Source organism: Pseudomonas agronomica (assembly GCF_025917275.1).
GTDB classification, from domain to species: domain Bacteria; phylum Pseudomonadota; class Gammaproteobacteria; order Pseudomonadales; family Pseudomonadaceae; genus Aquipseudomonas; species Aquipseudomonas agronomica.
In genome coordinates this window covers 1-11,959 of the sequence record NZ_JAOSHO010000131.1, presented here as the reverse complement: position 1 = coordinate 11,959, position 11,959 = coordinate 1, and the positions used below count along the sequence as shown (strand labels likewise).

Annotated in this window: 12 protein-coding genes; 5 read left to right on the top strand and 7 right to left on the bottom strand. The window is 62.0% G+C overall.

Annotated elements, in window-relative coordinates; genetic code table 11:
• Window positions 1-52: 52 nt before the first annotated feature.
• From OC610_RS12195 to pssA, 6 genes are all read right to left on the bottom strand, one after another.
• Window positions 53-1,573: an ArnT family glycosyltransferase gene (locus OC610_RS12195; protein ID WP_408636578.1), complete on the bottom strand. Its 1,521-nt coding sequence runs from the start codon at window positions 1,571-1,573 to the stop codon at window positions 53-55.
• A 4-nt stretch (window positions 1,574-1,577) separates the two neighbouring features.
• Window positions 1,578-1,871 carry a lipid-A-disaccharide synthase N-terminal domain-containing protein gene (locus tag OC610_RS12190; protein WP_030138848.1) on the bottom strand — a complete coding sequence of 98 codons (294 nt, stop codon included), beginning with the start codon at window positions 1,869-1,871 and terminating at the stop codon, window positions 1,578-1,580.
• A 1-nt stretch (window position 1,872) separates the two neighbouring features.
• Window positions 1,873-2,616 carry a glycosyltransferase family 2 protein gene (locus tag OC610_RS12185; RefSeq protein WP_264427988.1) on the bottom strand — a complete coding sequence of 248 codons (744 nt, stop codon included), beginning with the start codon at window positions 2,614-2,616 and terminating at the stop codon, window positions 1,873-1,875.
• A gap of 34 nt (window positions 2,617-2,650) precedes the next feature.
• Window positions 2,651-3,622: an NAD-dependent epimerase gene (locus tag OC610_RS12180; protein ID WP_264427987.1), complete on the bottom strand. Its 972-nt coding sequence runs from the start codon at window positions 3,620-3,622 to the stop codon at window positions 2,651-2,653.
• A gap of 261 nt (window positions 3,623-3,883) precedes the next feature.
• Entirely contained in the window at window positions 3,884-4,900 is a 1,017-nt protein-coding gene (locus OC610_RS12175) for an AraC family transcriptional regulator (protein ID WP_264427989.1), read from the bottom strand.
• An 11-nt stretch (window positions 4,901-4,911) separates the two neighbouring features.
• On the bottom strand, window positions 4,912-6,255 hold the full coding sequence (gene pssA / locus OC610_RS12170; protein WP_264427986.1) for a CDP-diacylglycerol--serine O-phosphatidyltransferase: 1,344 nt from the start codon (window positions 6,253-6,255) through the stop codon (window positions 4,912-4,914).
• 125 nt (window positions 6,256-6,380) lie between these two features.
• Here pssA and OC610_RS12165 point away from each other — a divergent pair, with 125 nt between their 5' ends.
• Window positions 6,381-6,947: a TetR/AcrR family transcriptional regulator gene (locus OC610_RS12165; RefSeq protein WP_264427985.1), complete on the top strand. Its 567-nt coding sequence runs from the start codon at window positions 6,381-6,383 to the stop codon at window positions 6,945-6,947.
• A gap of 60 nt (window positions 6,948-7,007) precedes the next feature.
• On the top strand, window positions 7,008-7,487 hold the full coding sequence (locus OC610_RS12160) for a nuclear transport factor 2 family protein (protein WP_264427984.1): 480 nt from the start codon (window positions 7,008-7,010) through the stop codon (window positions 7,485-7,487).
• A 137-nt stretch (window positions 7,488-7,624) separates the two neighbouring features.
• Here the strand turns inward: OC610_RS12160 and OC610_RS12155 are convergent, their stop codons facing one another.
• Window positions 7,625-8,695 carry a M42 family metallopeptidase gene (locus tag OC610_RS12155; RefSeq protein WP_264427983.1) on the bottom strand — a complete coding sequence of 357 codons (1,071 nt, stop codon included), beginning with the start codon at window positions 8,693-8,695 and terminating at the stop codon, window positions 7,625-7,627.
• Between the two features lie 246 nt (window positions 8,696-8,941).
• On the opposite strand from OC610_RS12155, the gene OC610_RS12150 reads away from it, so the two are divergent.
• The 3 genes from OC610_RS12150 (at window position 8,942) to OC610_RS12140 (ending at window position 11,916) form a co-directional block, all read left to right on the top strand.
• On the top strand, window positions 8,942-9,343 hold the full coding sequence (locus tag OC610_RS12150) for a hypothetical protein (RefSeq protein WP_264427982.1): 402 nt from the start codon (window positions 8,942-8,944) through the stop codon (window positions 9,341-9,343).
• Window positions 9,344-9,584: 241 nt separating this feature from the next.
• Window positions 9,585-10,787 carry an NAD(P)/FAD-dependent oxidoreductase gene (locus OC610_RS12145; protein WP_264427981.1) on the top strand — a complete coding sequence of 401 codons (1,203 nt, stop codon included), beginning with the start codon at window positions 9,585-9,587 and terminating at the stop codon, window positions 10,785-10,787.
• A gap of 217 nt (window positions 10,788-11,004) precedes the next feature.
• Window positions 11,005-11,916, top strand: coding sequence for a LysR substrate-binding domain-containing protein (locus OC610_RS12140; RefSeq protein WP_264427980.1), 912 nt, complete (start codon window positions 11,005-11,007; stop codon window positions 11,914-11,916).
• Window positions 11,917-11,959: the final 43 nt, after the last annotated feature.

The following is an 11,959-nucleotide window of genomic DNA, read 5'->3' as shown; positions in this document are numbered from 1 at the left end:
GCTCCCTCGCCACGGGGTCAGCGTTTTTCTTGAGCGAACAACATTACGGCCGCTACAGGGGCTGCTTCCAGGCAAAGGAATAGGTTTTCTCCGGCGCCGAGGGCTGGCAGCGCTGGTTGTCCGCATCGGCCCCCACCAGGAACCACTCGGCCCGGGACGTATCCCCAACCCGGCGGGCCTTTTGTGGGTCATAACAGCGCGCCAGTTCCCGTTCCGGGACCAAGGCATAAGCCTGCGGATGGCTGCGCAGCCAAGCGGCGGATTGCTCCACGGCATCGCGGGTGTGAAAACCGAAATGCACGATGGGCTGTTGCGCGAATAACCAGTGGCCTTCCCGCCAGCCCACCAGCACCAATTCACTGTTGCCCGTCTGTCGCGCCACATCACGCATCAAGGTTTCATGGGGATTGATGCCTTCCTTGTGAGGCTCGATAAAACCGCGCACGAACCAGGCGCACAACCACACCGCAGTCAAGGCAGCGAACACCACCCTGCTCCTCGGCCGCTTGCCGAACCAGCGACGCAGCATCCACGGCACCAGGGGCGCCACCAGCAGGATCAAGGCTGGCAACGCCGGAAAGATGTAAAGCTTGCGCTTGCCGCTGCTCAGGCTGAAAAACAGCAGGACCAGGATCACCCAACCGAGCAATACCAACACCCGGCCGTCGTGCTTGATGAGCTGCCTGCGCCACGCCGGCACGAGCCAGGGCAGCATGAAAAACATCGGCAACCAGTACTTCGGAATCACTTGAACGATGAAGTACCAGAACGGCTCGCGGTGCTCCCAGGCATTGGCATAACGCCCGGCCGTCTGCTTGAACAGGATCTCTTGGACATACGCCAGGCTGTCAGGGCTGCCCTGCCCGACGATCACCAGCAAAGGCCCGAGCCAGAACGCGATGGCCACCAACGCAACGACCAGTCCCAACCACCAGGCCATCGCTTTGCCGGGCATCGGCACCACGCCTTTCCAGCCTCTGCGCAGCGCATAGGCGTAGGGAATCAGCATCAACGCCGGCAGAAACCCCACGCCCTTACTGATGACCCCGAACCCCATCGCCGCGCAGGCCGCGTAGTACCAGCCCCAGGCCGGGCCGAGCAGCAGGTGTCGGCACAAGCCGTAGATGCCCAGGATGGTCCACAGCGCGAGAAAGCCATCGATCTGCCCCGTGCGCAGGATGCTGTAGGTCTGGTAAGTCGCCAGGAACAACAGCGCGGCAATGCTTCCCACGCGCCGCCCCCACAGGCGCCGCCCCAGGTCATACAGACACGCCGTGGTGACGCCGCCGGCCAGCAGCGCGGGCAAATACAGCGCAACTTTGGGCAGATGGGTCAACTGCACGAACAACGCCACCGCCCACATGAACAGCGGCGGCTTGTCGGCGTAGATTTCACCGGCGCGATGGGGAATGAACCATGAGCCGTTTTGCAGCATTTCGAGCGCGACGCCGAGGAAACGCTCTTCGTCGACATTCATCGGCTGGCGCCAGCCCAGGCCGGCACCGACCATGATCAAGGCCAGCGCCGCCCACGCCAGGCATTCCAGTCGTGAGCTGGACAGTCGTATCCTCACCGTCTCAGCCCTTCCCTGCCACTTCGCGGTTTTCCCGCTCGTGATGCTTGGCAATCAACTGCAGATTGCGCAAGTAAACGATAAAGCCGAACGATTGGCCGACAATGAACACCGGGTCCTGGCGATAGATCGCATAGGCCAGCAATAACGCGCTGCCGATGATGCTCAAGTACCAGAAACCTACGGGAATCACGCTGCGCTTCTTGTACTCGCTGTACAACCATTGCAGGGCGAAACGCCCGGTAAACGCCAGCTGGCCCCCGAATCCGACGGCCAGCCACAACGATTCTCTGCCCATGTCAAACCTCGGTTTCTTGTGCGTGGGTGTCCAGCCGGGTGCGCTTTATCAGCCACCACACGCCGAACAGATCTAGGATGCCCACCAGGGCGCGGTCGAGGTTGCCGTAGTTGGAGACCCCCGCGCCGCGCTCACGATGGTTGACCGGCTGGACCAGCATCCGGCCGTTGTGGCGACGAATCAGCGCCGGAATGAAACGGTGCATGTGATCGAAATACGGCAGCCGCAGGAATGCCTGGCGCTCGATCAGCTTGATGCCGCATCCGGTGTCCGGCGTCTGGTCCTTGAGCAGGCTGGCCCGCAGCTTGTTGGCGAATCGCGACGCCCAACGCTTGCTCGCCGTGTCCCGACGGTTGACACGATGCCCGGCCACCAGCTTGACGCCCCCGGGCGCGCCCTCCGATCCACGGACCAGATCGAGCATCTTTGGCAGATCAGCCGGGTCGTTCTGACCGTCGCCGTCCAGGGTCGCCAACCAATGCCCGCGCGCCACCTCGGCGGCGTGGAAAATCGAGGTGCTTTGCCCGAGGGAACGGGCATGGCTGAGCACCCGCAGTTGGGGATAGCCGCCGCGTTGCAATTCACGCAGTTCGGCTGCGGTGGCATCGGTGCTGCCATCGTCGACCACGATGACCTCGAAGGCCTCGTTGGCCAGCGCCCCACGCACTTCTTCCAGCAAGGGAATGAGGTTGCCGGCTTCGTTCTTCGCCGGAATCAGGACCGACACATAAGGGGTTTCGTGCATGGCATTCCAATCAAAAAACAGGGGATGGGGTGGGTTAAACGCGGTAATAGTGGCGGTACCAATCGACGAACGACTGCACGCCGACGGGAACCGGGACCTGCGGGCGAAACCCCACGCGTTCCTCGAGTTCACGGGTGTCAGCCCATGTATCGATCACGTCGCCGGACTGTAGCGGCAGGAACTGCTTGATAGCGCGCATGCCCAGGGCCTCTTCGATGCACTCGATAAACTGCAGGAGCCTCACCGGCCCGCCGAAGCCAATGTTGTAGACCTTGTTGGGCACGCCAGCCTCATCGGTTGGCGGCAGCGGCAGCAAACGCACGAGGCCCTCGACGATGTCGTCGATATAAGTGAAGTCCCGCGACATTGCCCCGTCGTTGTAGACATCGATGGCGCGGCCATTGAGGATCGCATCGGTGAACTTGAACGGTGCCATGTCCGGTCGCCCCCAGGGCCCGTACACGGTAAAAAAGCGCAGGCCGGTGGTGGGAATGCCGTAGAGATGCGAGTAGGCGTGGGCCATCAGCTCATTGGCGCGCTTGGTCGCCGCATAAAATGACACCGGCTGGTCGACCGGGTCGGTCGTCGCGTAAGGCAGGCGCTCGCTCAAGCCATAGACCGAGCTGCTCGACGCGTAGACGAGGTGCGCCGGCCGATGGGCTCGGCACGCTTCCAGCACGTTGAGAAAACCCACCAGGTTGCTTTGCGCGTAAAGGTCTGGATTGTCGATGGAATAACGAACGCCCGCCTGGGCCGCGAGATGGATGACGTATCCAAAGGCGTTCTGCGCGAAGACGTCCGTCAGGGCCGCCTTGTCCGCCACGTCCAGCCGTTGGAAGCGGAAGTTGTGGCATTGCGCCAACTGCGCGAGGCGCGCCTGTTTCAACTCGACGCTGTAGTAGTCGTTGAGATTGTCGAGGCCGATCACTTCATGGCCATCGCTGCACAGCCGTTTGGCCACGTGAAACCCGATGAACCCCGCAGCACCCGTGACCAGCACCTTCATACGCTACCCAAAACGGTCACTTGCATACATTACCCTGACTGATGGCCCGGCTTTTCCGGGCGCTGCAGAGCCTTTTAGCAAGAATAGATGACGGTTTTATGAGCGTGCCGGTTTGCCCAGTGAAACCTATGTGGGAAAACCTATGGGGGAGCGAGCCTGCTGGCGAAGGCGGTGGGCCTGTCGACACCCATGTTGATTGTTAAATCGCTATCGCGAGCAAGCTCGCTCCCACAAGAATTCCTTGGGCCTGATCCAGGGGAATCAGTGAGGATCGTTGAGAATCAGGCTGCGGTAATGCCCCGGATTGGACCCGGACCATTTGCGAAACGCCTTGTAGAACGAACTGGCGTCGGCGAACCCGAGCCGCGAGGCGATTTCCACGAAGCTGATGGACGGCTCGGCCAACCATGTGATGGCCAGCTCCTTGCGTACGCTGTCCTTCAGGCCCTGGTAGGTCTGTCCCTCCTCCGCCAGCCGGCGACGCAGGGTCGACGCTGAAACACACAGTTGCTGGGCCAGTGCCTCGGTTTCCGGCCACTGCTCAGCGGGCAATTGGCGCAGATCATGCCGGATGCGGCTGGAGAGGCTTTGTGGATCGCGGTACTTGACCAGGATGTTCGCCGGCGCCTGGGCCAGGAAGCGCTTGAGTTCTTCGGGGCTTCGCCGGATAGGCTGGTCCAGGCATTCGGCGGAGAAAATCATCCGCGTACGAGGTCGGTCGAAGCGCAGGTTCTGGGAGAACATGACGCGGTAGTCGTCGCAGAAATCCGGCGCCGGGCAACGCAACTCGACCGACAGGATCGGAATGCGCCGTCCGGCCAGCCAGCAAGCCACACCGTGGACGATCATCCAGTAGGTGAAATAGGTAAACGCCCGACGCGGCGCCTGGCCTTCTTCGAGCAGGACGATTTCCGCCAGGCTCTGCTGGCGAACCCACTGGGCTGGAAGATGTTCCAGCATCAGCGACAGGAAACCCAGCCCTGCGGTCAAACCCGAAGCCAACGTCGGTTGGGCCATGGCGCACTGGCAAAGAAACGCCAGGCTGCCGGACTTGAGCTTGCGCGGGTCCATGCCGAAGAACTCGTCATCGCGGCGCCGGGCCAGCAGCCGCCAGAGCCGCGCATAGGCATGGGCCGGCACTCGGGCCTGGGAATCATCGAGCAAAGCCGGGGCTATGCCGACCTTTTCCAGGACTTCATCCGTCGCGGCTCCAGGCGCGCAGCTTTGCAACAGCGCCTCACGCACCAACTGGATGGAGATGGTGTCTTTTTCCGCCATGGCACGGGTGTTCACAGGATCCGATAAAGCAGTCGCTCAATCCGCACCCGGCTGACGCGCTTGAGGAACTTGCCCACCGCCGCCGGATAGTCCGGCAGGGTTTCCAGGTCCAGGTAGCGCTCGATGCGGTGGGTATGGCGATAGATCTTTTCGAGCTCGGCCTGCCGCGACGCCAGCAGCTCCCCCTTGGGGTCGTCCAGCAACAGGGCGTTTTCCAGGTCCAGGCGAAACGCCCTGGGGTTCAGGTTGTTGCCGGTCAGCAAGGTGTAGCGCTCGTCCACCCACATGCCCTTGAGGTGATAGGTGTTGTCGCCGTCGCGCCACAGGTGCAGGTTCAACTGGCCGCTGTCGATGTAGCGCTGGTGCCGCTTGGCGAAGCGACGCAGGCTGATCTCGTACAGATACGGCAATGCGGCGATGATCTTGAACGGCTCGCTTGGCGGAATGTAGAAATCGTTGGCGGTCTTGTCGCCGACGATAATGTCGATCCGCACCCCACGGGCCAGGGCTCGGTTGATTTCCCGGGTCACCGCCAGCGGCAGGTTGAAGTAAGGCGTGCAGATGGTCAGTTGCTGGCGACTGCTGGCAATCAGCTCACCGATCACTCGACTCAATGGGTTGTTCTTGCCGACGCCCAGCAGCGGGCTGACCGACAGGCCGTTTTTATCGAGGCTGCCAGCCGTGGTGTCGTAGGCCGCATATTTGAGGCGACTGCGCAGGTCGCCGATGTCCTTGCGCAAGCTTCGGGTGCTGGGCAGGTTCGGCAAGTCGAGGCGATGCACCGCCCTGGAGGCAACCAGCCCGTGCTGCACCAAATGATGCATCGAATCGGCGAGCGCGGTGTTCTGTAGCAGGTGATAGCGGTCGTAGCGGTATTTGTCGAACTTGTGCAGGTAGACGTTGTTCAGGCTGGCGCCGCTGTAGAGCACGCAGTCATCGATCACGAAGCCTTTCAAGTGCAACACGCCAAACAGCTCGCGGGTCTGCACCGGCACGCCGTAGATCGGCACTTCACTGGCATGGGTGCGGGTCTGCTCCTGATACCACGCCGAATTGCCGGGCTGCTTCTTGGCCCCGATCAACCCGCGCTGGGCCCGCAGCCAATCCACCACCACGACCACCTCAAGCTCCGGGCGCGCGGTCTTGGCGGCATGCAAGGCATCGAGGATTTCCTGGCCGGCCTCATCCTGTTGCAGGTACAGGGCGACGATGTAGATGCGCTGGGTGGCCTGGGCGATTTTCTCCAGCAGGCAACGGCGGAACTCGGCGGCGCCATCGAGGATGGCCACGGCATCGGCGGTCAGTGCAAAGCTGCGCAGCTTGGGCAGCAGGGAGCGTTTGAAAAGCGACGGCATAGGGCTCGCAAAAGGTCAAATCCGAAGAACCGACGAGCTTACACCATGATGGACGGCTTTGGGCCTCCCCCGCCTGATGAAAAAAACATTTGACCAAGGAGAACGATCATTCTACTGTCAGCCCCATGAACGAAATCACTGGCAATGAAACACGAGACATCATCCTGGATGTCGCCGAAAAGTTGATCTACAGAAGTGGCATCGCCGCCACTGGCATGGACCTCTTGGTGAAAACCGCCGGCGTCTCCAGGAAAAGTATCTATCGCTACTTCGCCAACAAGGACGACCTGGTCGTTGCTGCGCTCAAGCGCCGGGACGAACGCTGGATGCAATGGTTCAGCGGCGAAGTGGACAAGGCGCCGACCCCGCTCGCACGGCTGCTCAACCTGTTCCCGGTGCTCAAGGGCTGGTTCGAGAGTGAAGGCTTCCGTGGCTGCGCATTCATCAACACCAGCGGAGAAACCGGCGACCCCCGGGACCCGGTTCGCCTGGTGGCGAAGATGCACAAGCAGAAGCTGCTCGACTATGTGACCGGCTTGTGTGTCGAGCAAGGCATCGAGCGGCCGGAGCGGCTGGCCCGGCAGGTGCTCATCCTGATCGACGGCGCCATCACCCTCGCGCTGGTCATGGGTGATCACGAGGCTGCCGATCAGGCCCAAGACGTATTGAAGACCCTGCTGGCCATTGAATAAGCAACACGCGTACCTGCAAGACCGCCTGTAAGTGATGCACCCACCATTTGGAGATTCGCCATGTCGTCCTCTGCCGAAGTTCGCCCACCGCTGCCGCCGTTCACCCGTGAGACCGCCATCGAGAAAGTTCGCCTGGCCGAAGACGGCTGGAACTCTCGCGATCCACAGAGAGTTTCGCTGGCCTACACCCTGGACACCCAATGGAGAAACCGCGCCGAGTTTGCCCATAGCCGGGAAGAAGCCAAGGCTTTCCTGACTCGCAAGTGGGCCAAGGAGCTGGATTACCGGCTGATCAAGGAGCTTTGGGCCTTCACTGGGAACCGCATCGCCGTGCGTTACGCCTATGAATGGCATGACGATTCGGGCAACTGGTTCCGTTCCTATGGCAATGAGAATTGGGAGTTCAATGAAGACGGCCTGATGTCCAACCGCTACGCGTGCATCAACGACATGCCGATCAAGGAAAGCGAGCGTAAATTCCACTGGCCGCTGGGCCGTCGGCCAGACGATCACCCGGGGCTTTCCGATCTGGGCTTGTAACACCAGAACCTGACCTGCCCCCAACCTGTGGGAGCGAGCTTGCTCGCGATGTGCCGGCAGTCGACACCTCTGTTGACTGGCCGACCGCCATCGTCGGAACGCCGCCCGGAGCAAGCTCGCTTCCACAGTGTTTTTTGTCAGTCTTTGGTTCGATTCAGCAAAAACTCCAGCAACGTCCCGGCACACGCCTCGATACTTCCGTCCACGATCAGTTCGTAACCATGGGTATTTTCCGTCGGGATCGCAATGCAGCCGCCCTGGGCCGACACGCCACTGCTCATGATCGCACTGGCATCGCTGGCGAAATCCGCCAGCAGCGCGAATTGTGGCGTCAGCCCGCAACGCTTGCCGGCCTGGTACAACTGGTCGACGATCCCTCGGTGGTAACAGCCGTTTTTGTCACCGGTGTTGATGATCGGATCGACGCCCAGGCGGGTGGCGTATTCCGCAACCACGGGGCCGACCTCAACGGCAACCGTCGCATCCCCAGGCAGATGGCTGGCGGCGTAGAGCGCGCCGGCATTGGATTCCTCTTCTTGCGTGGTGAACACGAAATACACGTCATGCATCAGCGCCTCGCGGCGGCAGCCCAATAACGTGGCGGCCTGGAGGCTGGCGACCATGGGCGCGCGGTCATCCAGGAAATGCGCGGCGATGGCATCGCCGACCCGGAACGGTCGCCGCCAATGCTGGCTCAACACCACCCGCGTGCCGGGGCGTACGCCGTGGGTTTGTAACTGCTCACCGGAGCATCGAGTAATCACATGCACATCGCCCCAGGTGACGTTTCCCGACAGGACATCCGCCCCCTGATGCGTTTCCCCGGTGCTGTGCATTGATCCGAATGACAACACACCGGGGATGAAGTCCCGGTCGCCGAGAATGTCCACCGGGCACACCCCGAAATTGATCGGATTGGCGCCGCCCAGCGAGACAACCCGCAATGTCCCGTCGGGCTCGATACGCTTGACCAGCATGGCGATTTCGTCCAGATGCGCCATGATCCGGATCGGTGAGTTCGTTTCGGCGCCTGGCGGGTTTCCCTTGATCAGGCCGATGACATTGCCAGCCGGATCGACCCAGGTTTCGTCGCAGTGCGGTTCCAGCTCACGCAGGCAGATCTCACGCACTTCGTGCTCCTGCCCGCCGGGCCCGCGGGCCATCAGCAGCTCTTCCAGCAGCGGTAAGGTGGATGGATTGGGTTGCATCGAAGGGGGTCTCCTTTTCCAGGTGCGGACCACTGACGAAGCGGGCCGCGACGTGTTTGTCTTCTTGAACACGGCTGGCGCTGGAAAATTTGATCGGATCCTGGCGAAACTGACGAACGGGCCTTGGCGGCACGCGGACAGGCGGCCCGGCCGAAGGGTTGACCGACGCGCCGCCAGGCATCACATTGCCAGGATCGCCCCTACGCCAATAGGCGGTTTTGTTGTGTCGCAGACCTTGTGGAGCCCATGACCGCGTCGATTCCGATTCGTCCCCCCTGCCCGCCTGGCGTGTGTGATTGCGGGCGTGATGCGTTGCTGCAAACGCCTGGCGGCGATTTGCGCATCCTTTGCCTGAATCGCCAGGAGGAGAAGCGCCTGCTTGAGCGATTGGAAAATATCCAGAGCCTGGACGAGCTCGAGCGGCTGCAGCAGCGGCTGTTCGAGAACCTGGGCGTGCGGGTGACGATCGAGCCGGGTCATAACGAGGTTCGCACCATGCGCGGTATTGCCATTGAATTTCAGGAGCAGCCAGGGCTGTGCCGCAAGATTCGCCAGTCGATTCCGGCTGCGATTCGGCGAGGGCTGGAGAAGCGGCCTGAAATTGCCTGGCGGCTGTTGGATTCCCGGGATCTGTTTGGTGGGGGTTGATGGGTGTTTTTCCATACCTTCGTCCATACCTTCGTATAGTCCCCTCACGCCCACGCATAGCCGCGCTGACCCTATGTAGAAGTGCCCCGCCTCTCGCCGCCACATACCATCTCCCACAGCGAACCGAAGCTGAATACGCCTGGCGATTCCAAACGCCAGGCCAAGCCCTTCCGCTCGTTCGCCACACGGTCACGCTGAAACAAACAATTCAACGTATCGATTTCGTCTTCGGGAGCACATCATGAAACAGCACATCTTGATCGTCGGCGCCGGTTTTGGCGGGGTATGGAGCGCACTCAGCGCCGCTCGCCTGCTCGACCAGCATGATCGCAACGACGTACAGATCAGCGTCCTGGCGCCCCAGGCGGAGTTGCGCATCCGCCCGCGTTTCTATGAGCCCGACGTCCATACCATGATGGCGCCCTTGGGCGAGTTGTTCGATGCGGTCGGCGTGAACTTCATCCACGGTGTCGCCGAAAGCATCGACGTAAACAGCAAACAAGTCGGCTACCGCGACGTCTTCGGGAGCCTCGCCACGCAAAGCTACGACCGGCTGGTACTCGCGGCGGGCAGCAAGCTGATGCGCCCTGAGCTGGAAGGCATGCTGGAACACGCGTTCGACGTCGATGAGATCGAACAGGCTGCGCGCCTGGAAGCCCATCTCAAATCCCTCGCAACCCTGCCCGACAGCCCCGCTCGCAACACCGTGGTGGTGGCCGGCGGTGGCTTCACCGGGATCGAAACCGCCACCGAAATGCCCGCCCGCCTGCGCGCCGTTCTCGGCAGCGATGCCAACATCCGCGTGATCGTCGTCGACCGTGGACCGTCAATCGGTGCCGCGCTGGGCGAAGGGATCAGCCCTTCGATCATCGAAGCGTCCGATCACCTGGGCATCGAGTGGATCCTCAATGCCTCGGTCGAATCGGTGGATGCCGGCGGCGTCACCTTGTCGGATGGCCAGCGCATCGAATCCAGGACCGTGATCTGGACCGTCGGTTTTCGCGCAAGCCCACTGACCGAACAAATACCTGGAACCCACGATCGCCAGGGCCGATTGCATGTCGACGGGCATCTGAAAGTCCTGGGACAAAACGACGTCTACGCCACCGGCGACGTGGCCTATGCCGCGACCGACGACCTCGGCAATTACGCGGTCATGTCTTGCCAGCACGCCATCGCCCTGGGCCGCTACGCGGGCAACAACGTTGCCGCCGACCTGCTCGGCGTCGCGCCGATGACCTACAGCCAACCCAAGTACGTGACGTGCCTGGATCTCGGCGCCTGGGGCGCGGTGTACACCGAAGGCTGGGATCGCCAAGTGAAGTTGCTCGGCCAGGAAGCCAAGGAGCTCAAGCACCAGATCAACTCGGTGTGGATCTATCCGCCCGCCGCCGACCGCGCAACCGCACTGGCGGCGGCTGACCCGTCCATCCCGGTGGCCTGATCCTCATATCCAGACGCGCCCTACCCCGGCCAGTCCCTCCTTCTGTGCCGGTCTTTCCCAGACGCCTGCCAAGGATTTTTCGGCGGGCGTTTTTTCTGCCCACTCGTCAACCCAGCCTGGGTATCGCCACTGCCCAGCAAAATCCGTTGCAACGCCCGTCGCCCCGCACAAGCGGCTCACGGTAAGGTAGGCAAAACCATCCGGATCGAGGTGCGCCGTGGCGTCCTATTCCCTGCGTCAGTTGAAGTACTTCGTCACCACCGTGGAATGCGGCAGCGTCGCCGAAGCCTCCCGCAAGCTGTACATCGCCCAGCCTTCGATTGCCACGGCGGTGAAGGGCCTGGAAGACAGTTTCGGCGTGCAATTGTTGATCCGTCATCACGCCCAGGGCGTCTCGCTGACACCGGCCGGGGCGCGGTTCTATCGCAAGGCCCAGGAGCTGTTGCGCATGGCCCGGGAGTTCGAGCAGAACGCGTTGGCCGACAACGACGTGGTCAGTGGGCAGATCGATATCGGCTGCTTCGAAACCGTCGCCCCACTCTATCTGCCACGGCTGATTGCGGGTTTTCGCGAGCGTTTCCCCGGCGTGGAGATCCGCGTGCAGGACGGCGAGCAGCAGGAGCTGGTGCAAGGGCTGACGGGTGGGCGTTTCGACCTGGCGATTTTTTATGAGCACGACCTCGACAGCACGATCGAAACCGAAGCGCTGACAGCGCCGCAACGACCTTATGCATTGCTGCCGGCTGATCACCGCTTCGCCAATCAATCGCAGGTATCGCTGCGCGACCTGGTGCTTGAACCGATGATTCTGTTGGACGTCCAGCCCAGCCGCACCTATTTCGTCAGCATCTTCGAGGAGCTGGGCCTGACGCCGAACATCGTCTTCAGCTCGCCTTCCATCGAGATGGTGCGCGGCATGGTCGGCCAGGGATTCGGCTTCGCCGTGCTGGTGACCCGCCCGCAATCGACCTGCACCTACGACGGACAGCACGTGGCCTGCGTCAGCATTGCCGAGGACGTGACCGGTTCGGCCCTGGTGGCCGGTTGGCTCAAGCGCGCGCACCTGACCAAGCCGGCGCAGTTGTTCGTGGATTATTGCAAGGAGCAGTTCAAGGAGTGGTTGGCGTAGGCCCCCGTGGCGAGGAAGCCTGGTCCCGCCGGACTGGGTTGTA

Coding starts and splice junctions, on each gene's coding strand:
- OC610_RS12165 (WP_264427985.1), top strand. CDS start 6,381: ATGAACGAAATCACTGGCAATGAAACACGAGACATCATCCTGGATGTC.
- OC610_RS12190 (WP_030138848.1), bottom strand. CDS start 1,871: ATGGGCAGAGAATCGTTGTGGCTGGCCGTCGGATTCGGGGGCCAGCTG.
- OC610_RS12155 (WP_264427983.1), bottom strand. CDS start 8,695: ATGCAACCCAATCCATCCACCTTACCGCTGCTGGAAGAGCTGCTGATG.
- pssA (WP_264427986.1), bottom strand. CDS start 6,255: ATGCCGTCGCTTTTCAAACGCTCCCTGCTGCCCAAGCTGCGCAGCTTT.
- OC610_RS12175 (WP_264427989.1), bottom strand. CDS start 4,900: ATGGCGGAAAAAGACACCATCTCCATCCAGTTGGTGCGTGAGGCGCTG.
- OC610_RS12180 (WP_264427987.1), bottom strand. CDS start 3,622: ATGAAGGTGCTGGTCACGGGTGCTGCGGGGTTCATCGGGTTTCACGTG.
- OC610_RS12185 (WP_264427988.1), bottom strand. CDS start 2,616: ATGCACGAAACCCCTTATGTGTCGGTCCTGATTCCGGCGAAGAACGAA.
- OC610_RS12145 (WP_264427981.1), top strand. CDS start 9,585: ATGAAACAGCACATCTTGATCGTCGGCGCCGGTTTTGGCGGGGTATGG.
- OC610_RS12160 (WP_264427984.1), top strand. CDS start 7,008: ATGTCGTCCTCTGCCGAAGTTCGCCCACCGCTGCCGCCGTTCACCCGT.
- OC610_RS12150 (WP_264427982.1), top strand. CDS start 8,942: ATGACCGCGTCGATTCCGATTCGTCCCCCCTGCCCGCCTGGCGTGTGT.